Source organism: Bacteroides sp. MSK.20.82 (genome assembly GCF_019052485.1).
Taxonomy (GTDB): Bacteria; Bacteroidota; Bacteroidia; order Bacteroidales; family Bacteroidaceae; genus Bacteroides; species Bacteroides thetaiotaomicron.
Genome location: NZ_JAHQUN010000021.1, coordinates 46,931 through 71,450, shown reverse-complemented (window position 1 = coordinate 71,450; position 24,520 = coordinate 46,931). Strand labels below are relative to the sequence as shown.

22 protein-coding genes are annotated in these 24,520 nt (G+C 42.1%); 17 read left to right on the top strand and 5 right to left on the bottom strand.

Annotated features, from left to right (window positions below; all coding sequences use genetic code 11):
* The 3 genes from rsxE (at position 1) to galE (ending at position 2,473) form a co-directional block, all read left to right on the top strand.
* Entirely contained in the window at positions 1-585 is a 585-nt protein-coding gene (gene rsxE / locus KTR07_RS16915) for an electron transport complex subunit RsxE (RefSeq protein ID WP_008761246.1), read from the top strand.
* Positions 586-607: 22 nt separating this feature from the next.
* Complete coding sequence (gene rsxA, locus KTR07_RS16910; RefSeq protein ID WP_008761247.1) at positions 608-1,180, top strand: electron transport complex subunit RsxA; 573 nt, start codon at positions 608-610, stop codon at positions 1,178-1,180.
* A 258-nt stretch (positions 1,181-1,438) separates the two neighbouring features.
* Positions 1,439-2,473, top strand: a complete 1,035-nt coding sequence (gene galE / locus KTR07_RS16905) for a UDP-glucose 4-epimerase GalE (RefSeq protein WP_011107362.1) — start codon at positions 1,439-1,441, stop codon at positions 2,471-2,473.
* A 232-nt stretch (positions 2,474-2,705) separates the two neighbouring features.
* Here the strand turns inward: galE and ispE are convergent, their stop codons facing one another.
* Positions 2,706-3,530: a 4-(cytidine 5'-diphospho)-2-C-methyl-D-erythritol kinase gene (gene ispE / locus KTR07_RS16900; protein ID WP_061473645.1), complete on the bottom strand. Its 825-nt coding sequence runs from the start codon at positions 3,528-3,530 to the stop codon at positions 2,706-2,708.
* Positions 3,531-3,728: 198 nt separating this feature from the next.
* Between ispE and dnaB the strand changes: the two genes are divergently transcribed.
* The 13 genes from dnaB (at position 3,729) to KTR07_RS16835 (ending at position 19,029) form a co-directional block, all read left to right on the top strand.
* Positions 3,729-5,276 (top strand): replicative DNA helicase, encoded by a 1,548-nt coding sequence (dnaB, locus tag KTR07_RS16895; protein WP_217315464.1) that lies wholly within the window; start codon positions 3,729-3,731, stop codon positions 5,274-5,276.
* A gap of 322 nt (positions 5,277-5,598) precedes the next feature.
* Positions 5,599-8,061 carry a phenylalanine--tRNA ligase subunit beta gene (gene pheT, locus KTR07_RS16890; protein WP_048692290.1) on the top strand — a complete coding sequence of 821 codons (2,463 nt, stop codon included), beginning with the start codon at positions 5,599-5,601 and terminating at the stop codon, positions 8,059-8,061.
* A gap of 35 nt (positions 8,062-8,096) precedes the next feature.
* The gene (locus tag KTR07_RS16885; RefSeq protein ID WP_008761252.1) at positions 8,097-8,840 is read left to right on the top strand and encodes a YebC/PmpR family DNA-binding transcriptional regulator; all 744 of its coding nucleotides are present in this window, start codon (positions 8,097-8,099) and stop codon (positions 8,838-8,840) included.
* 7 nt (positions 8,841-8,847) lie between these two features.
* Positions 8,848-9,093 carry a TIGR03905 family TSCPD domain-containing protein gene (locus tag KTR07_RS16880; protein WP_008761253.1) on the top strand — a complete coding sequence of 82 codons (246 nt, stop codon included), beginning with the start codon at positions 8,848-8,850 and terminating at the stop codon, positions 9,091-9,093.
* 164 nt (positions 9,094-9,257) lie between these two features.
* Positions 9,258-10,511: an Nramp family divalent metal transporter gene (locus KTR07_RS16875; protein ID WP_032840969.1), complete on the top strand. Its 1,254-nt coding sequence runs from the start codon at positions 9,258-9,260 to the stop codon at positions 10,509-10,511.
* 30 nt (positions 10,512-10,541) lie between these two features.
* Positions 10,542-11,303 (top strand): exodeoxyribonuclease III, encoded by a 762-nt coding sequence (locus tag KTR07_RS16870; protein ID WP_061473647.1) that lies wholly within the window; start codon positions 10,542-10,544, stop codon positions 11,301-11,303.
* A gap of 14 nt (positions 11,304-11,317) precedes the next feature.
* Positions 11,318-11,776 carry a C-GCAxxG-C-C family protein gene (locus KTR07_RS16865; protein ID WP_008765511.1) on the top strand — a complete coding sequence of 153 codons (459 nt, stop codon included), beginning with the start codon at positions 11,318-11,320 and terminating at the stop codon, positions 11,774-11,776.
* 156 nt (positions 11,777-11,932) lie between these two features.
* Complete coding sequence (locus KTR07_RS16860; RefSeq protein ID WP_008761257.1) at positions 11,933-12,133, top strand: winged helix-turn-helix domain-containing protein; 201 nt, start codon at positions 11,933-11,935, stop codon at positions 12,131-12,133.
* Between the two features lie 128 nt (positions 12,134-12,261).
* Positions 12,262-14,043, top strand: coding sequence for a translation elongation factor 4 (gene lepA / locus KTR07_RS16855; protein WP_008765513.1), 1,782 nt, complete (start codon positions 12,262-12,264; stop codon positions 14,041-14,043).
* Positions 14,044-14,184: 141 nt separating this feature from the next.
* Positions 14,185-15,363 (top strand): sodium:proton antiporter, encoded by a 1,179-nt coding sequence (locus KTR07_RS16850; protein WP_113748454.1) that lies wholly within the window; start codon positions 14,185-14,187, stop codon positions 15,361-15,363.
* Between the two features lie 45 nt (positions 15,364-15,408).
* Positions 15,409-16,728 carry a Na+/H+ antiporter NhaA gene (gene nhaA / locus KTR07_RS16845; RefSeq protein ID WP_008765514.1) on the top strand — a complete coding sequence of 440 codons (1,320 nt, stop codon included), beginning with the start codon at positions 15,409-15,411 and terminating at the stop codon, positions 16,726-16,728.
* A 218-nt stretch (positions 16,729-16,946) separates the two neighbouring features.
* Entirely contained in the window at positions 16,947-17,315 is a 369-nt protein-coding gene (locus KTR07_RS16840) for a BlaI/MecI/CopY family transcriptional regulator (protein ID WP_032813773.1), read from the top strand.
* 70 nt (positions 17,316-17,385) lie between these two features.
* On the top strand, positions 17,386-19,029 hold the full coding sequence (locus KTR07_RS16835; protein ID WP_008765516.1) for a M56 family metallopeptidase: 1,644 nt from the start codon (positions 17,386-17,388) through the stop codon (positions 19,027-19,029).
* 114 nt (positions 19,030-19,143) lie between these two features.
* Here KTR07_RS16835 and KTR07_RS16830 read toward each other — a convergent pair whose 3' ends face one another.
* The 4 genes from KTR07_RS16830 to KTR07_RS16815 form a co-directional block, all read right to left on the bottom strand.
* Complete coding sequence (locus KTR07_RS16830) at positions 19,144-20,373, bottom strand: DNA recombination protein RmuC (protein WP_008765517.1); 1,230 nt, start codon at positions 20,371-20,373, stop codon at positions 19,144-19,146.
* On the bottom strand, positions 20,373-21,227 hold the full coding sequence (gene map / locus KTR07_RS16825) for a type I methionyl aminopeptidase (RefSeq protein WP_008761263.1): 855 nt from the start codon (positions 21,225-21,227) through the stop codon (positions 20,373-20,375). Before map ends, KTR07_RS16830 begins: the two co-directional genes overlap by 1 nt.
* A gap of 81 nt (positions 21,228-21,308) precedes the next feature.
* Positions 21,309-21,935 carry a DUF4858 domain-containing protein gene (locus tag KTR07_RS16820; RefSeq protein ID WP_008765519.1) on the bottom strand — a complete coding sequence of 209 codons (627 nt, stop codon included), beginning with the start codon at positions 21,933-21,935 and terminating at the stop codon, positions 21,309-21,311.
* Positions 21,936-22,291: 356 nt separating this feature from the next.
* Positions 22,292-23,935 (bottom strand): B12-binding domain-containing radical SAM protein, encoded by a 1,644-nt coding sequence (locus tag KTR07_RS16815; protein ID WP_008765520.1) that lies wholly within the window; start codon positions 23,933-23,935, stop codon positions 22,292-22,294.
* 111 nt (positions 23,936-24,046) lie between these two features.
* On the opposite strand from KTR07_RS16815, the gene KTR07_RS16810 reads away from it, so the two are divergent.
* On the top strand, positions 24,047-24,448 hold the full coding sequence (locus KTR07_RS16810; RefSeq protein WP_008761266.1) for a hypothetical protein: 402 nt from the start codon (positions 24,047-24,049) through the stop codon (positions 24,446-24,448).
* The last annotated feature ends 72 nt before the right edge of the window (positions 24,449-24,520 follow it).

Below are 24,520 nucleotides of genomic sequence, written 5' to 3'. Positions count from 1 at the left end.
ATGAATAATTTTAAAGTAATGATGAACGGGATTATCAAAGAGAATCCTATTTTTGTGCTCCTGCTCGGTATGTGTCCTACACTGGGTACGACATCATCGGCAATCAACGGTATGGGTATGGGACTGGCCACTATGTTCGTCCTGATTTGCTCGAACGTGGTAATTTCATCTATCAAGAATCTGATTCCGGATATGGTACGCATCCCTTCATTTATCGTGGTGATCGCGTCATTCGTGACACTGTTGCAGATGATAATGCAAGCATACGTGCCCGATCTGTATGCTACTCTCGGTCTTTTCATTCCGCTGATCGTAGTAAATTGTATCGTATTGGGACGTGCGGAAGCTTTCGCAGCGAAGAACAATCCGCTGGCTTCTATGTTTGATGGTATCGGTATGGGATTTGGTTTTACCATTGCCCTGACTCTGTTGGGTGCCGTACGTGAATTCCTCGGAACAGGTAAGATATTTAATCTGACCATTCTGCCGGAAGAATACGGAATGCTGATCTTTGTTCTGGCTCCGGGTGCCTTTATCGCTTTAGGTTATCTGATTGCCATTATTAATAGTCTGAAGAAAGCCTAACTCTATTAAATAAGAAAAGAATATGGAATATATATTGATATTTATCTCGGCAATCTTTGTAAACAACATTGTGTTGTCGCAGTTCCTGGGAATCTGTCCGTTCCTGGGTGTTTCCAAGAAGGTGGAAACAGCGATGGGTATGAGTGCGGCAGTTGCTTTCGTGCTGACTATCGCTACCATCGTCACATTCCTGATTCAGAAGTTTGTGTTGGACGCTTTCGGATTGGGGTACTTACAGACAATCACTTTTATTCTGGTTATTGCCGGACTGGTGCAGATGGTAGAAATTATTCTGAAGAAAGTTTCTCCTTCTTTGTATCAGGCACTGGGGGTGTTCCTGCCGTTGATTACAACGAACTGCTGTATTCTCGGTGTGGCAATCCTGGTAATCCAGAAAGACTTTGATCTGCTGACAGGTGTTGTATACGCATTCTCTACTGCTCTTGGCTTTGGTCTGGCACTGGTATTGTTTGCCGGATTGCGTGAGCAGATGACCCTGGTGAAGATTCCGAAAGGAATGCAGGGGACTCCGATTGCTTTGATTACCGCAGGTTTGCTGGCAATGGCATTCATGGGCTTCTCTGGCGTCGTGTAAAAGACTAAGTTGATAATTAGATAAAGAGGCTGGAAACTCTGTCGTATGGCAACATACAGGCAGTTTGTTTCCGGCCTTTTTCTTTATATCTGTTCATACCGAATATGTTTTTTATCATACCAAAACGCCCTCAAATCGTCCCGTAAGTATCTTCCTGTGAATAAAATTGCGATAGTTTATTGCATTTCCATTTTATTTCCATACATTTGTACCTCAAACAAACTGAAAACCGAAAAACTAACCATATTTTAAAATTATATGAAAGAAAGAATTTTAGTAACGGGAGGAACAGGCTATATTGGGTCTCATACCGTTGTAGAACTACAAAACAGTGGATACGAAGTAATCATTATCGATAATTTATCAAATTCGAGTGCTGACGTTGTTGACAATATAGAGAAAGTATCCGGTATCCGCCCAGCTTTTGAGAAACTGGATTGTCTTGATTTTGCTGGCCTTGATGCCGTATTTGCCAAATATAAAGGAATTAAAGCGATTATTCATTTCGCAGCAAGCAAAGCAGTAGGAGAGTCGGTAGAGAAGCCGTTGCTTTATTATCGTAACAACCTGGTTTCTTTAATCAACCTTCTGGAGTTAATGCCTAAACATGGAGTAGAAGGCATAGTGTTCTCTTCTTCCTGTACAGTATATGGTCAACCGGATGAGTTGCCTGTAACGGAAAAGGCTCCGATCAAGAAAGCGGAATCTCCTTATGGAAATACAAAACAGATTAATGAAGAAATTATCCGTGATACAATAGCTTCCGGTGCCCCGATCAATGCTATTTTGTTACGTTATTTCAATCCGATTGGCGCACATCCTACAGCATTGCTGGGTGAACTTCCGAACGGTGTTCCTCAAAACCTGATTCCTTATCTGACTCAGACAGCGATGGGTATCCGTGAAAAACTAAGTGTATTCGGTGACGATTATGATACTCCTGACGGTTCTTGTATCCGTGACTTTATCAACGTTGTTGACTTGGCAAAAGCACACGTGATTGCAATCCGCCGTATTTTGGAGCAAAAACAGAAAGAAAAAGTAGAAGTATTTAATATCGGTACAGGACGCGGCGTTTCAGTATTGGAACTGATTAATGGCTTTGAAAAAGCTACCGGCGTTAAATTGAATTATCAGATTGTAGGCCGTCGCGCAGGTGATATTGAAAAGGTATGGGCTAATCCCGATTATGCAAACCAGGAACTGGGTTGGAAAGCGGTAGAAACATTAGAAGATACTTTACGCTCTGCATGGAATTGGCAGCTGAAACTCCGTGAAAGAGGCATTCAGTAAAAAGATATTTGTTTTAATTAACATAAAAGTTTAAACAAATCGTTCATGCGATTTGTTTATTAGATGCTAATCAGCTTGATCTGTTTGTGAGTATGTGAATATGAGTAAATGGTACTTATGCCTCTCCGGCATAGACAGGTATGATTGCATAGTAGTTTTGTCGTGTTTTATTTTGTGTTTGTGTTGTGACGGTACTACGACGGGAGTCGTGGTACCGTTTTTTGTTACTCTTTTACAGCCTGCCTTTAAAACAGAATACGTTAGTTCCCCAATCGGTTTCAGGTAAAGTTCCTTCCGGCTCGAACAATCCGTATACGGAAGAACCGGAACCGCTCATAGAGGCATAAACAGCACCTTGCTTGTATAGTTCGGCTTTAATTTCTCCGATCACCGGATGCTGGGGGAATACGCTGTCTTCAAAATCATTGATTAATATCTCTTTCCATTCATTTACCGGGCGTTTGATCGCTTCTTTGATCGAGTATTCGGGATGATGAGGGTGAATATTGGCGAAAGCTTCCCGCGTTGATACGAATACATCCGGTTTGATGATCAGAATCTGATATCCTTTTAAGGATAGTGGAATGGGGGAGAATATGTTACCGATTCCTTCGGCAAAGGTCGGGGCGTTTCTGATAAAGAAAGCGCAGTCTGCTCCCAAAGTTGCGGCATATATTTCCAGCTGATCTTCGGATAAATTCAGCTGAAAGTGTTCGTTGAGTAATTTCAGCATGAAAGCCGCGTCTGATGAGCCTCCTCCCAGTCCGGCACCGGAAGGAATGTGTTTGTACAGATGGATCTCGATAGGACAGAGGTGAAACTCTTTATCTAATAGCAGATATGCTTTCACCACTAAATTGTCTTCCGGATTACCGGATATCTCCATTCCGTACTGATGCAGGGAGAACTTTTTGTCCGCTTCGGGGCTGGTCCGGATTTCCAGCGCATCTTCGAGAGCGACGGGGTAGAATACGGTTTCGAGGTTGTGATATCCGTCCGGACGCTTCTCGGTAATAGAGAGTCCCAGGTTTATTTTTGCGTTTGGGAAAGTGATCATATTCGTTCTGAATTATTATTTTTGAATTTTAAATTATGGGTTGCGAATTTATGCTATTGGTGACAAAGTTACTAAAATCTTCATTTTTCCTTATCTTTTCTTCATTATTATATTCTATCTTTGTCATCCCTTTCGGATTTTACTATGTATAAAAGCCGGGGATCATAAATTGTAAATCATAAAATTGTATATAAGCAGATGGCTGAACAAAGAAGAAATTCCCGTAACACAAAATCAACTAAAGTACAACCGGTCAATGATTATGGTCGTATCCAACCTCAGGCACCGGAGCTGGAAGAGGCGGTGTTGGGTGCTTTAATGATTGAGAAGGATGCTTATTCGCTGGTGAGTGAGATTCTTCGCCCGGAGTCATTTTATGAGCATCGTCATCAGTTGATTTATGCTGCCATTACTGATCTTGCCGTTAATCAGAAGCCGGTGGACATTCTGACGGTCAAAGAGCAGTTGAGCAAAAGAGGTGAGTTGGAAGAGGTCGGTGGACCGTTCTATATTACTCAGTTGAGCAGTAAGGTTGCTTCTTCCGCACATATCGAATATCACGCCCGTATTATTGCACAAAAATCGTTGGCGCGCGAATTGATAACGTTTACCAGTAATATTCAAAGCAAGGCTTTTGATGAGACACTGGATGTGGACGACTTGATGCAGGAGGCGGAAGGCAAGCTGTTTGAGATTTCCCAGCAGAATATGAAGAAAGACTATACGCAGATTAATCCGGTAATTGACGAAGCGTATAAGCTGATTCAGAAAGCGGCTGCACGAACGGACGGTCTGAGTGGTCTTGAAAGTGGATTTACGAAACTGGACAAGATGACCTCCGGTTGGCAGAACTCCGACCTTATTATAATCGCTGCCCGTCCTGCCATGGGTAAGACAGCTTTCGTACTTTCTATGGCTAAGAATATTGCTGTTGATTATCGGAATCCGGTAGCGTTGTTCTCTCTTGAAATGAGTAACGTCCAGTTGGTCAACCGTCTTATCACCAATGTTTGTGAGATTCCGAGTGAGAAGATCAAAAGTGGACAATTGGCAAGCTATGAGTGGCAACAGTTGGACTACAAACTGAAAGACCTGCTGGATGCTCCGCTTTATGTGGACGATACTCCGTCTTTGTCTGTGTTTGAACTCCGGACCAAAGCACGTCGTCTGGTGCGTGAACATGGGGTGAGAATCATTATTATTGACTACCTTCAGTTGATGAATGCGAGTGGTATGGCATTCGGTAGCCGTCAGGAAGAGGTTAGTACGATATCCCGTTCGTTGAAAGGATTGGCAAAGGAGTTGAACATTCCCATTATAGCCTTGTCGCAGTTGAATCGTGGTGTGGAGAGTCGTGAAGGTATTGACGGTAAACGCCCTCAGTTGAGTGACCTTCGTGAATCCGGAGCCATCGAGCAGGATGCCGATATGGTGTGTTTTATTCACCGTCCGGAATATTATAAGATTTATCAGGATGATCGTGGTAACGACCTGCGCGGTATGGCGGAAATTGTGATAGCCAAGCATCGTAATGGTGCGGTAGGTGAAGTCTTGCTCCGATTCAAAGGTGAGTTTACACGATTCTCTAATCCGGAAGATGATATGGTTATACCGATGCCGGGTGAACCTGCAGGTGCCATGCTGGGGTCTAAACTGAATGCCGGTGCTATGCCTCCGCCGGAACCGGACTTTGTTCCGCAGGGAAATAATCCGTTCGGTGCAACGGAAGGACCGTTACCTTTCTAAAAAAACGTCTTTTGGGTTGAATAGAATGACCGCTTAGTCAGATGAAAATAACCGCTCGATTTACTCCAATCGAGCGGTCGATTATTTTTTATAGAGTATAGCCAGGTTGTATTCTGATAGGGATAGGTGGCAAAAATGACAAAGAATACCCCTTTATTTTTTTGCCACTTTGTCACCAACCATGAATTTATTGGGGAATAATACAGTCAGGTCCTTGTTAGTTTAGCTTCTCTTGACATTTTTCTCTCAAATCGTTCTATGTCAACCGAAAAATCTTATTAACTTTGCGAAACTTTTTGAGAAACAATAAAAATTTAATTATATGAATATCTCTTATAACTGGCTGAAAGAGTATGTCAACTTTGATTTGACCCCCGATGAAACGGCTGCTGCGCTGACCTCAATCGGCTTGGAAACAGGTGGTGTAGAAGAAGTGCAAACCATTAAGGGTGGTTTGGAAGGACTCGTAATCGGTGAAGTGCTGACTTGCGAAGAACATCCGAATTCCGACCATTTGCATATCACTACCGTCAATCTGGGAGACGGCGAACCTGTACAGATTGTATGCGGTGCTCCGAATGTAGCTGCCGGACAGAAAGTAGTGGTTGCCACTTTGGGTACCAAACTTTATGACGGTGATGAATGCTTTACTATCAAGAAGTCAAAAATCCGTGGTGTAGAATCTACAGGGATGATTTGTGCAGAAGACGAAATCGGTATTGGTACTGATCATGCAGGAATCATCGTGTTGCCGGCTGAAGCTGTTCCGGGTACTCTCGCCAAAGACTATTATAATATCAAGAGTGACTACGTACTCGAAGTAGATATTACTCCTAACCGTGCAGACGCTTGCTCACACTATGGTGTGGCCCGCGACTTGTATGCTTACCTGATTCAGAATGGCAAGCAGGCTACTTTGCAACGTCCATCTGTAGATGGATTTAAGGTGGAAAATCATGATTTGGATATCGAAGTAGTGGTTGAAAACAGCGAAGCCTGTCCTCACTATGCCGGCGTTACGGTGAAAGGCGTTACTGTGAAGGAAAGCCCCGAATGGTTGCAGAATAAATTGCGCTTGATCGGTGTACGTCCTATTAATAATGTAGTGGATATTACTAATTATATCGTTCATGCTTTCGGTCAGCCATTGCATTGTTTCGATGCCGGAAAGATAAAAGGCAATGAAGTAATTGTCAAGACATTGCCGGAAGGCACTCCATTCGTCACATTGGATGAAGTGGAACGCAAGTTGAACGAACGCGATCTGATGATCTGCAACAAAGAAGAAGCGATGTGTATTGCCGGTGTATTCGGCGGACTGGATTCCGGTTCTACGGAAGCTACGACAGATGTATTTATCGAAAGCGCTTATTTCCATCCTACATGGGTGCGTAAGACTGCCCGTCGTCACGGTCTGAATACGGATGCTTCTTTCCGTTTCGAACGTGGCATCGATCCGAACGGAGTAATCTATTGTCTGAAACTGGCTGCTCTGATGGTGAAAGAACTGGCCGGTGGCACTATCTCATCCGAAATTAAGGATGTTTGCGTTGCAGCTCCACAAGACTTTATGGTAGAACTTTCTTATGAGAAAGTAAATTCGCTGATTGGTAAAGTGATTCCCGTGGAAACGATCAAGAGCATTGTTACCAGCCTGGAAATGAAAATCATGAATGAGACAGTTGACGGACTGACATTAGCCGTTCCTCCTTATCGTGTAGACGTACAGCGTGATTGCGATGTGATCGAAGATATTCTACGTATCTACGGATATAATAATGTAGAAATCCCGACTACGCTGAACTCCAGTCTGACAACCAAGGGTGAGCATGATAAATCAAACAAATTACAGAATCTGGTTGCAGAACAGTTGGTTGGCTGTGGCTTCAATGAAATACTGAATAATTCTCTGACTCGTGCCGCTTACTACGACGGTCTGGAGAACTATCCATCCAACCATCTGGTGATGCTGCTGAATCCACTGAGTGCCGATCTGAACTGTATGCGTCAGACATTGCTGTTCGGTGGACTGGAAAGCATCGCTCACAATGCAAACCGCAAGAATGCCGATTTGAAATTCTTCGAATTCGGTAATTGCTATTACTTCGATGCGGACAAGAAGAATCCAGAAAAAGTACTGGCTACCTATTCGGAAGACTATCACTTGGGTTTGTGGGTGACTGGAAAGAAAGTAGCCAACTCATGGGCACACCCGGATGAAAACAGTTCGGTATACGAATTGAAGGCTTATGTAGAGAATATATTGAAGCGCCTGGGACTGGATTTGCACAACCTGGTAGTTGGCAATCTGACTGACGATATTTTCGCTACCGCACTTTCTGTTCATACCAAGGGGGGGAAGCGTCTTGCCTCTTTCGGTGTTGTGACGAAGAAACTGCTGAAAGCATTCGATATAGATAATGAGGTGTATTATGCCGACTTGAACTGGAAAGAACTGATGAAGGCTATCCGTTCAGTGAAGATCAGCTACAAGGAAATTTCCAAATTCCCTGCTGTGAAGCGTGACTTGGCATTGTTGCTCGACAAGAACGTACAGTTTGCCGAAATCGAAAAAATCGCTTACGATACAGAAAAGAAACTGCTGAAAGAAGTGGAACTCTTCGATGTATACGAAGGTAAGAACATCGAAGCAGGTAAGAAATCGTATGCGGTCAGCTTCCTGCTTCAGGATGAAACTCAGACGCTGAACGATAAGATGATCGATAAGATCATGTCTAAACTGGTGAAGAATCTGGAAGATAAGCTGAATGCAAAATTGAGATAAATTTAAAATTCACAATTCAAAATTAATACAAACCAATGGGAAGAGCATTTGAATATAGAAAAGCCGCAAAGCTGAAAAGATGGGGCCACATGGCTAAAACATTTACAAGACTGGGTAAACAGATCGCTATTGCCGTGAAGGCGGGTGGTCCGGAACCGGAAAATAACCCGACACTGCGTTCGGTCATCGCTACTTGTAAGCGTGAGAATATGCCGAAGGACAATATCGAACGTGCGATTAAGAATGCAATGGGTAAGGATCAGAGCGACTACAAGAGCATGACTTACGAAGGATACGGTCCTCACGGAATTGCTGTCTTTGTAGATACGCTGACTGATAATACGACTCGTACGGTAGCCGATGTACGCTCTGTATTCAATAAATTTGGTGGTAACCTCGGAACAATGGGATCATTGGCTTTCCTCTTCGACCATAAATGTATGTTCACTTTCAAGATAAAGGACGGCATGGATATGGAAGAACTGATCCTTGATCTGATTGATTACGACGTAGAAGATGAGTACGAACAGGATGACGAAGAAGGAACAATCACTATCTACGGTGATCCTAAGAGCTATGCCGCTATTCAGAAACATCTTGAAGAGTGTGGCTTCGAGGATGTCGGCGGTGATTTTACTTATATCCCGAACGATCTGAAAGAGGTAACTCCGGAACAACGCGAAACTTTGGATAAGATGATAGAACGTCTTGAAGAATTTGATGACGTGCAGACTGTTTATACAAACATGAAGCCGGAAGAAGGCGGAAACGAGGAGTAAGCGGATTATGGAATATGTTTATAGAACCCAGGGTACTTGCAGCACAAACATCGAACTGAATGTAGAAGATGGAGTTGTGAAGGAAGTTGCCTTTTGGGGAGGATGTAACGGAAATCTTCAGGGACTTTCACGTCTGGTAAAGGGAATGAAGGTAGAAGAGGTTATCAAGAAACTTGAAGGAGTACGTTGCAGTGGCAGACCGACGTCCTGTCCCGATCAGTTGTGCCATGCACTGCATGAAATGGGATATTAACGGAAGTCTCCCTTTATAAAATATACACTGGCCTCCGGCAATTCATTTTGCCGGAGGTTTTTTATTGTGCCGTACCTTTCCCTATTTGTCGGTATTTTGAACCAAAATCGACCTTCGGTCGTTATTTATAAGTATATTTGTGCTGAATAAACTATTATGCAATGATGAAGAATATTTTTCAAGACTTGAAACGGAAAGATCATAAACGTTATTTGGGCGGACTGGATGTTTTTAAATATATTGGTCCCGGACTTTTGGTAACTGTCGGATTTATTGATCCGGGCAACTGGGCATCAAATTTTGCCGCAGGTTCCGAGTTCGGCTATTCACTTCTTTGGGTGGTCACCTTATCCACTATCATGTTGATTGTCCTCCAGCATAATGTTGCTCACTTGGGGATTGTTACGGGGCTTTGCCTTTCGGAAGCCGCTACGAAATATACTCCTAAATGGGTATCCCGTCCTATTTTGGGTACGGCGGTATTGGCGTCTATTTCTACTTCATTGGCTGAGATTCTGGGAGGAGCCATCGCATTGGAGATGCTGTTTGATATGCCTATTATGTGGGGGGCGGTGCTGACCACACTTTTTGTCTCCATCATGCTCTTTACCAACTCCTATAAAAAGATAGAACGTTCCATTATTGCTTTTGTCTCGGTGATCGGTCTTTCATTTATTTATGAATTGTTTCTGGTAGAAATAGACTGGCCGGCTGCGACGATGGGTTGGGTGACGCCTGCTTTCCCGAAGGGTAGTATGCTGATTATTATGAGTGTGCTGGGAGCGGTTGTGATGCCTCATAATCTGTTTCTGCATTCGGAAGTAATACAGAGTCACGAGTATAATAAGAAAGACGATGCGTCTATCAAGAAAGTATTGAAATACGAGTTGTTCGATACGCTTTTCTCGATGATCGTTGGCTGGGCAATTAACAGTGCTATGATTCTGCTGGCTGCTGCTACTTTCTTTAAAAGTGGTATTCAGGTGGAAGAATTGCAACAAGCCAAATCACTGCTTGAACCTTTGTTGGGAAGTAATGCGGCAATCGTATTCGCATTGGCTCTGTTGATGGCAGGTATTTCGTCCACCATAACAAGCGGAATGGCGGCAGGTTCTATCTTTGCAGGTATCTTTGGAGAGTCATATCATATTAAAGACAGTCACTCGCAGGTAGGAGTAATCCTTTCGTTGGGAATTGCGCTGTTGCTGATTTTCTTTATTGGTGATCCATTCAAGGGATTACTGATTTCGCAGATGATATTGAGTATTCAGTTGCCTTTCACGGTATTCCTGCAAGTAGGGTTGACTTCATCCCGAAAGGTAATGGGGAATTATGTCAATAGCCGTTGGAGTACTTTTGTATTATATGCTATTGCAGTCATTGTTTCGGTATTGAATATAATGCTGCTGTTTTCATAAAACGAACATAAATCTATAAACTATAAAATGATGAAGATTATTACTTATAATGTGAACGGGCTTCGTGCTGCCGTTTCTAAAGGTTTGCCGGAATGGCTGGTGCAGGAGAATCCGGATATTCTTTGTCTGCAAGAGACAAAACTACAGCCGGACCAATATCCGGCAGAAGTATTTGAAGCTTTGGGTTACAGGGCTTATCTCTATTCTGCACAAAAGAAGGGATACAGCGGTGTGGCGATCCTTACTAAGCAGGAACCCGATCATGTGGAATATGGTATGGGGATAGAAGCTTATGACAATGAAGGGCGTTTTATCCGTGCGGATTTTGGCGACTTGTCCGTAGTCAGTGTTTATCATCCTTCGGGAACGAGCGGAGACGAACGGCAGGCATTTAAAATGGTGTGGCTGGAAGACTTTCAGAAATATGTGACAGAGCTGCGCAAGACTCGTCCGAACCTTATCCTTTGCGGTGACTATAATATCTGTCATGAGCCGATTGATATTCATGATCCTGTCCGGAATGCCACGAACAGCGGCTTCCTGCCCGAAGAACGGGAATGGATGACTCGTTTCCTTTCTGCAGGATTTATTGATTCTTTCCGTCTGCTCTATCCGGAGAAACAGGAGTATACGTGGTGGAGCTATCGTTTTAATTCGCGTGCCAAGAATAAAGGCTGGCGGATTGACTATTGCATGACCAGTGAGCCGGTACGTCCGATGCTGAAAAGTGCCAGCATACTGAACGATGCCGTACATTCAGATCATTGTCCAATGGCTTTGGAAATAGAATAAAAACAGAAAATAGCATGGAAGATAGAATACAAAAAGCTGTAGAACTTTTTAAGAGCGGATATAACTGCTCGCAGTCTGTAGTAGCTGCATTTGCCGATATGTATGGTTTCACACAGGAGCAGGCAGTGCGTATGTCAGCCTCTTTTGGCGGAGGAATCGGGCGGATGCGTGAGACATGCGGGGCTGCTTGCGGACTGTTCCTGATAGCCGGACTGGAAACCGGAGCTACCGAAGCGACAGATCGTGAAGGAAAAGCTGCAAACTATGCGGTAGTGCAGGAATTGGCTGCCGAATTTAAAAAACGCAACGGGTCGTTGATTTGCGGAGAATTGTTGGGATTAAAGAAAAAAGAGCCGATTTCGACTGTTCCCGAAGAACGTAATACTCAATATTATAGCAAACGACCGTGTGCTAAAATGGTGGAAGAGGCGGCAAGAATTTGGGTAGAATACCTCGAAAAACACCCTAAATAAGGGGATAAAATGCTTTTTTATTACAAAATCAGCAAAAAAAGATTCAATAAAGTGTTATATAACATAAAAATAACTATCTTTGTCCCCGAAATAAAATCTGAAAGCTTTCGGGCCGGATGATTTTTAAAGCATGTCTAACTATAATTTCAAAAGCAAATGTTGAAAGAAAAAGCAGGTGTAATCGCAGGTAATATCTGGAATGCACTGAATGAAACAGAAGGAATGACTGCCAAGCAACTGAAAAAAGCAACTAAATTGGTTGACAAAGATTTGTTCCTCGGCCTTGGCTGGTTATTGAGAGAAGATAAAGTTTCTGCTGAAGAAGTAGAAGGTGAACTCTTCATCAAATTGATCTAAGCGAGTAACTCACTTAAGCAATAAAAAAATGCGTTGGTACATGATTATAATGTTATCAACGCATTTTTTTATATTCCGCCATTTACGTATCTTTGCACACCAAAAAGACAAAATAATAAGAATTCAGAATGAAGAATATACGAAATTTCTGCATCATTGCCCACATTGACCACGGTAAATCAACCCTGGCAGACCGCTTGCTGGAGTTTACCAACACTATTCAGGTGACTAACGGGCAGATGCTTGATGATATGGATTTGGAGAAGGAGAGAGGTATCACCATCAAGAGCCACGCTATCCAGATGGAGTACAACTACAAAGGTGAAAAGTATATCCTTAACCTGATTGACACTCCGGGGCACGTGGATTTTTCGTATGAGGTATCCCGTTCCATTGCCGCTTGCGAAGGTGCGCTGCTTATCGTAGACGCATCGCAGGGAGTGCAGGCACAGACCATCTCCAATCTGTATATGGCTATCGAACATGATCTCGAAATTATCCCCATTATCAATAAATGTGATATGGCAAGTGCCATGCCCGAAGAGGTAGAGGACGAAATCGTAGAACTGTTGGGCTGCAAGCGTGATGAGATTATCCGTGCATCCGGTAAGACCGGAATGGGCGTGGAGGAAATCCTCGCAGCCGTTATCGAACGCATTCCGCATCCCGAAGGTGATGAGGAAGCTCCGTTGCAGGCATTGATTTTTGACTCTGTATTCAACTCCTTCCGTGGTATTATCGCTTACTTTAAGATCGAAAATGGAGTAATCCGCAAGGGAGATAAAGTGAAGTTCTTTAATACCGGAAAAGAGTATGATGCCGATGAAGTAGGTGTACTGAAAATGGAACTGGTTCCACGTAACGAACTTCGTACGGGCGATGTAGGTTACATTATATCGGGTATCAAGACCTCGAAAGAGGTGAAAGTGGGAGATACCATTACTCATGTTGCCCGTCCGTGTGATAAAGCGATTGCGGGTTTTGAAGAAGTGAAGCCAATGGTTTTTGCCGGAGTCTATCCGATTGAGGCGGAAGATTTTGAGGATCTGCGTGCTTCTTTGGAAAAATTGCAGTTGAATGACGCTTCGCTGACTTTCCAGCCGGAATCTTCATTGGCACTGGGCTTCGGTTTCCGTTGCGGTTTCCTCGGATTGCTTCACATGGAGATTGTACAGGAACGTCTGGATCGTGAATTCGACATGAATGTGATTACTACCGTGCCTAACGTATCTTATAATATATATGATAAACAAGGCAATATGAAAGAAGTGCATAACCCCGGTGGTATGCCTGATCCGACGTTGATCGACCATATTGAAGAACCTTATATCAAAGCGTCTATTATTACGACTACCGATTATATCGGCCCGATTATGACCCTCTGTCTGGGGAAACGTGGAGAACTCTTGAAACAAGAGTATATTTCCGGTAATCGTGTGGAAATATATTATAACATGCCTTTGGGTGAAATCGTGATCGACTTCTATGACCGATTGAAGAGTATTTCGAAAGGATATGCGTCGTTCGACTATCATCCCAATGGTTTCCGTCCTTCCAAGTTGGTGAAACTGGACATCATGTTGAATGGTGAACCGGTCGATGCGCTTTCTACGCTGATTCACTTCGATAACGCGTATGATATGGGACGCCGGATGTGTGAGAAACTGAAAGAATTAATCCCTCGCCAGCAGTTTGAAATCGCTATTCAGGCAGCTATCGGGGCTAAGATTATAGCTCGTGAAACTATTAAGGCAGTTCGCAAGGATGTAACTGCGAAGTGTTATGGTGGTGACGTAAGCCGTAAACGTAAACTGCTTGAAAAGCAGAAAAAGGGTAAAAAACGAATGAAACAAATCGGTAATGTGGAAGTGCCGCAGAAAGCCTTCCTCGCCGTACTGAAGCTGGATTAAAAAATGAACCGCAAGCGATTTTTCAGAGAGTTATTCTGAACAAATCGGCTTGCGGTTAGTTTTTTAATACACCAGGTGATTGTCTTCTGTCTGCAGAGCTTTCCTTGGCAATCACCTTTTTTGAAACAAACAACTATAAATATGAGAAAAGTTCTGTCTTTTTCGGGCTTCCTGATGTTGGGGCTCGTCATTTCACAATTCCTCCCGATGATAGCGGGAGAAGGATATGGAACTGTTAAGGTCCTGTCGAATATACTACTTTATGTATGTCTTAGTTTTATAATGATTAATGTGGGTCGGGAGTTTGTGCTCGACAAAGTCCGCTGGAAAAGTTATGCCGAGGATTATCTTATAGCGATGGCTACAGCTGCCCTGCCTTGGTTCATAATTGCTATCTATTATGTATTCGTGCTTCTTCCGCCTGATTACTGGAATAGTTGGGAGGCTTGGAAAGAGAATCTGTTACTAAGTCGTTTTGCCGCACCTACGTCGGCCGGCATCTTGTTTACGATGCTGGCGGCTATCGGGTTAAAGTCCAGCTGGATATATAAGAAGATTCAGGTCCTGGCTATTTTTGATGATCTGGATACCATTCTTTTGATGATCCCTCTTCAGATCATGATGATTGGTTTGCGTTGGCAGCTGATTATTGTGGTGGTTATTGTATTTATGCTGTTGTCCATTGGATGGAAACAACTGAATAAGTATAACTGGCGGCAGGATTGGAAAGCTATTCTCTTCTATTCCGTTATCATATTTCTGGCTACGCAGATACTTTATCTCGGCAGTAAAGAGCTGTATGGAGAAGAAGGAAGTATCCATATCGAAGTTCTGTTGCCGGCATTTGTATTGGGTATGATCATGAAGCATAAAGAGCACGATACTCCTGTAGAACGAAAAGTCTCTACTGGAATCTCCTTCCTGTTTATGTTCCTGGTAGGTATGAGTATGCCTCATTTTATCGGAGTTAACTTTGCGGAAACTCATACAGGAACGCATTCGGTGACAGGTTCGCAGGAGATGATGTCCTGGGGAATGATTTTGTTCCATGTTGTCATAGTCTCTTTCTTATCGAATATAGGCAAACTTTGTCCGATGTTCTTCTATCGTGACCGGAAGTTGAGTGAGCGACTGGCCCTTTCCATTGGTATGTTTACCCGCGGTGAGGTAGGTGCCGGAATTATATTTATTGCATTGGGTTATAATCTCGGCGGTCCGGCACTGGTCATTTCCGTACTTACATTGGTGTTGAATCTTATTCTGACAGGAATATTTGTCCTTTGGGTGAAAAACTTGGCTTTAAGGAGCTATAATGATTAAAAAAATCCATATATTGCGGATCAAATACTATAAACACCTTTCATTATGACAATTTTGCGTACAATGCGAAATTTCTCGTCAATGAATATTGCGGCGAGTATCCTTTTGTTTGTAGCGGCAATAGCGGCTGCTATCATAGCCAATTCTCCGGTTGCTCCGGTTTATCAGGAGTTCCTTTTGCATGAACTTCATTTGCAGATCGGTAATTTTAATCTGCTTTCGCATGGCGGAGAGAATCTGCGGATGATCGAGTTCATCAATGACGGGTTGATGACCATCTTTTTCTTGCTGGTAGGATTGGAAATCAAACGGGAGTTGTTGGTTGGTGAGCTTTCTTCCTTCCGCAAGGCGGCGCTTCCCTTTATTGCTGCCTGTGGCGGTATGCTGTTTCCGGTGATTGTTTACATGTCAATCTGTCCTCCGGGCAGTGCGGGAAGTCAGGGATTGGCCATTCCAATGGCAACGGATATTGCTTTTTCGTTAGGGGTATTAAGTCTGTTGGGAAGCCGTGTGCCGTTGAGCCTGAAGATATTTCTGACGGCTTTTGCGGTAGTTGATGATATCGGAGGTATCCTTGTAATTGCTCTTTTTTATAGTTCGCATGTGTCGTATGGGTATATTCTGATAGCCGCATTGCTTTACGTTTTACTTTATTTTATAGGGAAGCGTGGGACTACCAATAAGATTTTCTTTTTAGTGATCGGTGTCGTTATATGGTATTTATTTTTGCAATCCGGTATTCATAGTACCATTTCGGGAGTTATTCTGGCGTTTGTTATTCCGGCGAAACCCCGTCTATATGTTGGAAAATATATCGAGCATATTCGTCATACAATTGCAGGTTTCCCGGTGGTGGAATCGGGAAGTATCGTATTGACTAATGAGCAGATTGCCAAACTGAAAGAGGTCGAATCTGCTTCCGACCGTGTTATCAGTCCTCTGCAGTCTTTGGAGGATAATTTGCATGGAGCTGTCAATTATCTGATTCTTCCGTTGTTTGCCTTTGTCAATGCAGGCGTTGTCTTTAGTGGCGGCGGTGAGTTGGTGGGAAGTGTAGGGATGGCAGTGGCAGCAGGGTTGCTGTTTGGTAAATTTGCGGGAATTTATTTCTTTACCTGGTTGGCTATAAAGATAAAACTTACTCCAATGCCGCCGGGCATGACTTGGAAGAATCTTTCCGGTATAGCTCTGTTGGGAGGGATCGGTTTTACGGTGTCGCTTTTCATTGCCAATCTTTCTTTTGGTGCAAACTACCCTGTTCTGTTGAATCAGGCTAAGTTCGGAGTGCTATCGGGGACTATTCTTTCCGGATTATTAGGATACATTGTACTCAGGATAGTATTACCTGTCCGAAAGCGGAAATAATAACTAGAGATCAGTCGTTCAGGCATATCGGATATTCATCAGGCGATATGCCTTTTTTATTGTATATATAATATAAGGTGAAAATGATATCTACTAATAATATTAGTTAAACAACTGCTTTATTTAGTAGATTAACTAATAGTGTTAGTTGTTTGTTTGAAAAATAGTATTATATTTGTGCCATTGGAAGAACAATAAATATGTAGACTATGAAACAGATGAAACGATTGACCGTCAAAGAGGAAGAAATTATGCGTATATTTTGGGAACATGGACCTATGTTTGTTCGTGAACTTCTATCATTCTATGATGAACCAAAACCGCATTATAACACAGTTTCTACCCTTGTTCGAGGGCTGGAGGAGAAAGGTTTTGTGGGGTATAAAGCCTACGGAAATACTTATCAATATTATGCTCTTGTTTCGGAAAAGGAGTATAAGAGTTCGGCACTCAAAGAAGTGGTTTCCCAGTATTATAATAATTCCTATATCAATGTAGTGTCTTCTTTTATTGAAGAAGAAGGGATGTCTGTTGATGAACTAAAATCGCTGATAGAGTATATAGAGCAAAGTAAAAAGAAGAAGTAATCTCTCTCTGGTCTATCGGACAGATACGATTTTTATTCTATGGACAAACAACTTTTAATCTGAAAACACAATGGGAGCTTTTTTATTCTATCTGCTGAAATCCGGATGTTGCTTAGTGGTCTTTTATATTTTCTTTAAGCTGCTGATGAGCCGGAGTACTTTTTTCCGTTTTAACCGCATCACTTTGTTGGTTGGGTTGTTAGGATGTACTTTGCTTCCACTTATTGAGCTGACAACTACCGAGGAGACTTTTTTGCATACTCCGTTGTATGCCATTCACGAGATATTGCAAAGTACGGAGTCTGTCATTCTAAATCCGGAACAGATGGAAGATCCTATTCTTATATCTGAAAAGAATCCGGAAATAAACTCTTTGAATTGGATTCCTGTGACTTTAGCTTTTATATATGGAGTGGGGGCTTTGGTGACACTGATCTGGTTGTCTTTGTCCACTTGTCGTTTGATTCAGTTGATTCGTACGTCAGAGAAAAAACAGTTTGGAAACTATGTATTAGTGATTCCTCAGCAGCCAACTGCTTCATTTAGCTGGGGTAAATATATTGTTATTTCAGCAGCTGACTACTCTCAACAGTCCGAAGAAATACTCCTCCACGAAACGATGCATTTACGAAATCATCATACTTTGGACTTATTGTTTATGCAGATATTCCTGCTTGTTTATTGGTTTAATCCTGTCGTTTGGCTACTAAAACGGGAGTTGCAGGAAGTACATGAATTTGAAGCCGATAATGGCGTAATTAATACAGGCATCGATGCAACTAAATATCAATTATTACTGGTGAAAAAAGCTGTTGGTACAAGGCTCTACTCTATGGCTAATGGCTTTAATCACTCTAAACTTAAAAAACGTATCACTATGATGTTAAAAGAAAGAACCAATCGTTGGGCACGATTAAAGCTGTTGCTTGCCGTGCCTGTGATGGCTGGAGCGCTTTATGTGTTTGCACAGCCGGAAGTGAAAGAAGTTCCGCGACAGATTCAGTCTGAACTTCAGCAGAAAGAAGCGGATGATTATTCATCTTTGATGTTTTTTTTCAAAGAAGGGGGAGAGAGATACAGCAAGCTGGTTAATGGAGCGTATCCACCCTCTAAGATTAAAGCAAGACAGGTTCACTCCCTTTTTGTTAATAAACAAAATAGGGTGATGTTCGATAATGATGTATGTTCAGTGGATGAGTTGAAGTCTACTATTGTGAAGAATTTGATGAAATCCTGGGAAGAAAGTAAGAGGAAAGAATACCAAGTTATTTCTTTTCAGGTTGATCGCGGAAGTGAAATTGCTGCACTCACTACTATACTCAAAGAAGTAAAAGGAGCATTTGAGCAAATTCGTGCTGATTTGTCTATTACATTGACAGATAAAAGTGAAGAAGCGTTGGACCGATTGTTTCCCGTTCTACTGTCGGAAGGTGCTGCGAGAAATTATGGATTGAAAGAGCTGTCAATGGAGGAGAAAATCAGTGGGATTGTGGTAACAATTCACACTTCGGAAGGGAAGGAAGTAATGAAAGATTTTACTTTAACGGAATTGAAACAGAAAGTCACTGCTGCACGTGCAAAGCAAGCTGATCCGGAAAGTTTGGTTATTGGCCTCAAGATAGAGAAAGGGTGTAAGATGGGATACGTGACGGATACCAAGCAGGTGCTGAGGGAATGTAGTGCATTGAAGATTAATTATTCAACTGATAACTAATTAGTTTATAAATAGTGTCACTATATAGCCAGCATAGTGACACTATCCAATCAGCATAGTGACACTATCCCAACCGGATAGCGACACCATCTTAAAAGGTCTATAATTTTTGTTTTATTCATCATCCCCGTCATCCGCTATCGGCAGAATTCTCTGACTTTCCTCATGGGGCAATTGTTCTACTTGGCGTAGTTTCCGTTCAATAGCGCGGGTTCTTTTTCCCATCACTTCTTCCAGTTGGTCACCGGCACTTTGCAGGTTCTTCTGTACCTTTTCGAGTAGGCCTCCGAATTTGCTGAATTCAGTTTTAACTGCTCCCAAAACTGTCCACACTTCTCCGGTACGCTTTTGAATAGCCAGCGTGCGGAACCCCATCTGAAGACTGTTCAATATAGCACCAAGGGTAGTTGGTCCCGTCACTACAATTTTATATTCTTTTTGTAGCGTCTCTACCAAGCTTGTTCTTCGGATCACCTCTGCATAGATGCTTTCAAAAGGCAGGAACATGATGGCAAAGTCTGTGGTGAAAGGCGGGTCTACATATTTATCGTGAATATCTTTCGCCATTTTCTTGATGGTTGTTTCCAGCTGCTTGCCGGATGATTCCATCAATGCAGTATCTCCTGCCTCGAAAGCGTCGTAGTATTGCTCATATACATCTTTCGGGAATTTTGCATCGATAGGCAGGTATACAGTGCTGTTCGCATCATCCTTACCCGGTAACTTAATGGCAAATTCCACAAATTCAGTTCCGCTTTTCTTGGTTTTCACATTGGCGTCATATTGTTCCGGACTCATCATCTGTTCCAGCAATGCTCCTAACTGAACTTCACCGAATGTACCGCGCATTTTTACGTTACTCAATACTTTTTTCAGTCCACCGACGTCTTGTGCGAGAGATTTCATTTCTCCCAGTCCCTTCTGTACATTTTCCAGTTGTGAGCGGACGATTTCAAAGGACTGTCCAATGCGTTCATTCAATGTCTTCTGCAATTTTTCTTCCACCATCAGTCGCATATCATCCAGCCGCTTTTCAGTCGATTTTATCAAGACCTCTTGCTGGCGTGCCATTGTGTCGAACTTTTGGCGTTGCAGTTCCCCGTTTGTCATCATGTTCTTATGCAGTACGTCTTGCAATTGTTGCATATTCTGATTCAGCGTTTGGGTCATTTCCATGCGAAGTTCCCGGATACTGCGGTTTAGTTCTTCGCGGTTCTCTTGCATTTGCTGGCGCAAGGCTGCCTGTAATTGTTCCGCTTGCGCATGATTATTTCCTTTTGCCAGTGATAGTACAATCGAGATTACTGCTAATGCGGCAATAACAATAAGTAGAATCAGTTCCATCAATAAGTCAGAATTTCGTTTCCGGTTTCAGTAATCAGAATCATATTCTCCCATTGGGCAGAAGGCAGTCCGTCATCCGTGCATACCGTCCATCCGTCAGCTTCGTCAACAAATACTTCATAAGTACCCATATTTATCATCGGTTCAATGGTGAAGGTCATGCCCGGAACGATCATCATTCCTGTTCCCCGGCGTCCGAAATGTTCCACATCCGGTGCTTCATGAAACTGCATTCCTACACCATGCCCGCAAAGATCGCGTACCACGTTGAATCCGTTCTTTTCTGCGTGTTCCTGAATAGCGGCGCCTACATCTCCTAATTGTTTCCAAGGCTGTGCGGCGGCTATACCTATTTCCATACACTCTTTAGTCACTTGAACCAGTTTGCGCATTTCGGGACTTACGTCACCGATCATAAACATACGGGATGCGTCGGAGAAATATCCTTTGTAAATGGTAGAAACATCTACATTGATGATATCTCCGCTTTGCAGTATTTCTGTTTTGCTGGGAATACCGTGGCATACCACATCATTGATACTGGTGCAGACGCTTTTAGGAAATCCTTCGTAGTTGAGAGGAGCAGGGATGGCACCGTGCTTTGTGGTGAAGTCATATACCATGACATCGATTTCTTCAGTCGACATTCCTTCACGGATATTCTCCGAAATATAATCCAACAGGGCAGTATTGATTTTGGCACTCTCACGGATTCCTTCCAGTTGTTCGGGAGTACGCAGTACTTTGCGCGGTGGGAGTTTGTAACCTTGTTTTCTGTATTTCTGTATTTTCGCTTCTACTTCAGCCGGATAATTGGAGGGAGTAAACCGGAATCCCTTGATAAAGTTCTTCATTATTATAGGATGTTTTTTAATCGTACTACAAAGGTACGAGAATAAATGGAAAATGAAATCGTTTATCATGTGATTCCTTTTTTACCATTCATAAGAAATACAGATCTGAGGCACCCATTCCCATCTTTTTTGTATGGTGTTGTATTGATATTGTACGCCGGTTTTCAATTTCCAGCCTTTACCTACTTTTAAAACAATGTCGCTGCCTAGTGTGGTTGGTATTGCTTCAGAGGAAAGTCCACGATATCTTCGGGTGTCCAGATTTTGTTTACCATATATGCTAAGAAACCATTTTTTAGAGAGCTTATAATCCATTTGAGTTTGGATATGAAAGTGGTTTGAACTTTCACTAAAGTTACTTTTACTATGCAGAGTGATATTTTTGTTTATTTTGAGCCGTGAATAAGTGGGTAAGAAAGTAGAATTGGTCTGTCGAAAGATGTTATGAGTATGAAAAGGTAATTTCGGAGATATGATTGTTGATTTAAGAATCGGTAATGTTGGATCAAAGTCAACAAAGGGTTTTGTATGATATAACATGTTTTGTTCTGTCTTCTTTACGAATACCTTATTGATTCTGATTTCTTGCTCAGAATTTAATGTTTGCTGTAGCCTCAATGAATCTTGTTTGCTCCACTCTTGTCCTGCTACGGATAAGGGGAGTAATAATAGACAAAGAGTACCTAACTGATATTTATAAGCGTCCATATAGTGTGCTAGTATAGTTTATTCTATGGACGGTGAAAAAGTGAAAATGCTGCTTTATGTAATGAATAAATAATAGCTATTTTACATAATATGAGAATACTTTTCTTTTTTTGTATAGGTGTATTAAGCACATTTATCGTGTCCAGTCGCACCTATGGAAACAAAACCTATATAGCTGTTTTTTTATGTATTGAGTGATAAGTTCTAGTTTCTTGATTGGTTCATCTTTCATAAATCTTGAATGATATTGAGAGAAAAAATGAGGTGGAAAAATATAGATGTTATAATTACAACCACTTTTTTTCTGAGCATTGCAGGACTCATAGTTCTTATTATCATTCTTTAATGTTTTGTATTTAAGATAATCTTTTTGCTTTAAATACCGGTTCTATCTTCTGAATCTCCGATTCAAATCCGAACCAATAGCCATGTCCTGCTTCGTCAATAGGAAGAAAACATAACCGGAGGTTCTCACGATATGAACCATATATAATTTCCCAATTATCGGGAGGAACTTGGCGTTTTGTCTTTACTTTTTCAGCGGGGATTTTTTTTAACGACATACCGGCTTCTATCCATGCAATACTGACTTGTGTCACGTAATCGGGATAATGATTCTTGCAGAAATTATAGAGGATAAGTCCCCTTTTTTCTAGACTCAAAGGAGTGTCGATGACATCTGTCTGTATTAGATGGTCAAGTAACTCATGCAGGAAATGCGGATTATCCAAAATGAGGGTACGAGTCAGACTTCGCCATGTAGGTGTATTATAGAATCCGTCTAAAAGACGGGACAGATAGTGGGCGGTTTGCAATTCTTCTACGGAAATTTCTTTAGTCTGCAAAACTTCGTAGGGAGGGAGAGGAGAGTATTGGATGCCTAACTCTTCCGCCCTTCTTCGCATTTCCGTGCCGGGAAGTAATTTTAATGATTCCAGTTGTATTTCCCCTGCACCATATTCGGCAAGTGTACGAACGTCTTCAAATATTTCGGATAGGTGATAGAGAGGAAGACCGGCTATTAAGTCAGCATGTGTCTCCATGTTCTTAAGGGAACAAAGATATTTCAGACCTTGAAGGGCATCAGATAATTTTCCGATACGTCGGCTTTTCTCTAATACGGGTTCACGAAGGCTTTGAATACCTGCTTCGAGGTGTAGCAAACCATTAGGTAAAATAGCGAGTTCTTCTTTCAATTCTTCGGAGAGAAGTGCCGGGTGAATTTCCAAATGGAAACAGATGTCCGGGGCATATTCACGGAAGAGGTGAAGAAGTTCTTTGGCTCGCTTATTATTATAGTTGAAAGTGCGGTCGAGTACACGCACATTTTTGATGCCATGCTGATGGATAACATTCAGTCGTTCGCGGATTGCCTCCAATGAAATGGTGCGAACCGGTTTCTCACCTCCGCTGACGCAGAAAGCGCATGTGTTGAAGCATCCTCGGGTAGTTTCCAGTTGTACGAAAGGCTTGCTCCAATTAAAAAAACGACTTTTCTCCGGTGAGACGAGCTGAGAGAAGTTCATGACACGGGCAATACCGTTGTCTTGATATTGGTCTGATTCGTCCAGATAACATAATCCGGATATCTGATTCCACTCATTTACAGGGTGATTCCATACTTTTAACCAAATTGGGAATACTTCTTCTCCTTCTCCCCGAAACACTCCGTTGACAAATTTGTTCTTTCTTAAGAAGGCTTCGTTATTTCCTAAAAACTCCGGACCGCCGAGTACGATGCAGCAATGAGGTAGCAAAGCTTTAGCACGTGAAACGATATGCAACAGTTGCTCGTGATTAAATAGCCAGTTGGTAGCAGCAATAATATCTGGTTGATGGTGATAGATTTGGTTGACTACCATTCCGGTATTTTCGTTGATGGTTGCCGATACTGTACACCACTCAATGGTAGTGTCATCTGCTATTTGAGCATGTAATGCAGGCAATGCCAGCGATGAGTGCGCATAGGAGCTATTTAAATCAAGCCAAAGAAGTTTCATGTGTAAATTTTACTATTAGTGGGACAAAGGTACAAAAAACTTGCATCTTAAGGCATATAGTAAAATAAAAACGCTAATTTTGCAATAATAAACGCAATAAACTAGAAAATTATGAAGAATTTGAAAAAATACGTAGGTGTTCTCATGTTGCTGACTTTATTGGTCGGCTTTACTTCGTGCGAAGATGATGAAACTATATTTGATCACATAGTAGGGCGTACATGGGTTGGTGATTTAGGATTTTGGGTAGATAATAGTCCGGTGGAAAGTGGAATAACCTTTAAGAGTAATGGTTTTGGTGTAGATGAACAATGGTATTATGATTGGGATAGAGTAGCTGCTGTTTTAGATGTCCGCTGGTGGATTGAAGATGGAGATTTATTCTTGGATTATGGTAATGGCTATCCTTTATTAATATTAGCAGATGTTTATGTTGAAGGCCGATATCTTACAGGGCGTTTGTATTCAAATAATATAGATCAAGGAACCGTTACTTTAGAAATGAGTAATTAGTGAAGATCTAAAAAAGAATTGTGGAATTGGAAAAAATATCGATTTTTTATAAAAGTTCCCCTTATTGAAGGC

Excerpts from the sequence above, each read along its gene's own strand:
- rsxE (WP_008761246.1), top strand. The coding sequence starts at position 1 with ATGAATAATTTTAAAGTAATGATGAACGGGATTATCAAAGAGAATCCT.
- rsxA (WP_008761247.1), top strand. The coding sequence starts at position 608 with ATGGAATATATATTGATATTTATCTCGGCAATCTTTGTAAACAACATT.
- galE (WP_011107362.1), top strand. The coding sequence starts at position 1,439 with ATGAAAGAAAGAATTTTAGTAACGGGAGGAACAGGCTATATTGGGTCT.
- ispE (WP_061473645.1), bottom strand. The coding sequence starts at position 3,530 with ATGATCACTTTCCCAAACGCAAAAATAAACCTGGGACTCTCTATTACC.
- dnaB (WP_217315464.1), top strand. The coding sequence starts at position 3,729 with ATGGCTGAACAAAGAAGAAATTCCCGTAACACAAAATCAACTAAAGTA.
- pheT (WP_048692290.1), top strand. The coding sequence starts at position 5,599 with ATGAATATCTCTTATAACTGGCTGAAAGAGTATGTCAACTTTGATTTG.
- KTR07_RS16885 (WP_008761252.1), top strand. The coding sequence starts at position 8,097 with ATGGGAAGAGCATTTGAATATAGAAAAGCCGCAAAGCTGAAAAGATGG.
- KTR07_RS16880 (WP_008761253.1), top strand. The coding sequence starts at position 8,848 with ATGGAATATGTTTATAGAACCCAGGGTACTTGCAGCACAAACATCGAA.
- KTR07_RS16875 (WP_032840969.1), top strand. The coding sequence starts at position 9,258 with ATGAAGAATATTTTTCAAGACTTGAAACGGAAAGATCATAAACGTTAT.
- KTR07_RS16870 (WP_061473647.1), top strand. The coding sequence starts at position 10,542 with ATGAAGATTATTACTTATAATGTGAACGGGCTTCGTGCTGCCGTTTCT.
- KTR07_RS16865 (WP_008765511.1), top strand. The coding sequence starts at position 11,318 with ATGGAAGATAGAATACAAAAAGCTGTAGAACTTTTTAAGAGCGGATAT.
- KTR07_RS16860 (WP_008761257.1), top strand. The coding sequence starts at position 11,933 with ATGTTGAAAGAAAAAGCAGGTGTAATCGCAGGTAATATCTGGAATGCA.
- lepA (WP_008765513.1), top strand. The coding sequence starts at position 12,262 with ATGAAGAATATACGAAATTTCTGCATCATTGCCCACATTGACCACGGT.
- KTR07_RS16850 (WP_113748454.1), top strand. The coding sequence starts at position 14,185 with ATGAGAAAAGTTCTGTCTTTTTCGGGCTTCCTGATGTTGGGGCTCGTC.
- nhaA (WP_008765514.1), top strand. The coding sequence starts at position 15,409 with ATGACAATTTTGCGTACAATGCGAAATTTCTCGTCAATGAATATTGCG.
- KTR07_RS16840 (WP_032813773.1), top strand. The coding sequence starts at position 16,947 with ATGAAACGATTGACCGTCAAAGAGGAAGAAATTATGCGTATATTTTGG.
- KTR07_RS16835 (WP_008765516.1), top strand. The coding sequence starts at position 17,386 with ATGGGAGCTTTTTTATTCTATCTGCTGAAATCCGGATGTTGCTTAGTG.
- KTR07_RS16830 (WP_008765517.1), bottom strand. The coding sequence starts at position 20,373 with ATGGAACTGATTCTACTTATTGTTATTGCCGCATTAGCAGTAATCTCG.
- map (WP_008761263.1), bottom strand. The coding sequence starts at position 21,227 with ATGAAGAACTTTATCAAGGGATTCCGGTTTACTCCCTCCAATTATCCG.
- KTR07_RS16820 (WP_008765519.1), bottom strand. The coding sequence starts at position 21,935 with ATGGACGCTTATAAATATCAGTTAGGTACTCTTTGTCTATTATTACTC.
- KTR07_RS16815 (WP_008765520.1), bottom strand. The coding sequence starts at position 23,935 with ATGAAACTTCTTTGGCTTGATTTAAATAGCTCCTATGCGCACTCATCG.
- KTR07_RS16810 (WP_008761266.1), top strand. The coding sequence starts at position 24,047 with ATGAAGAATTTGAAAAAATACGTAGGTGTTCTCATGTTGCTGACTTTA.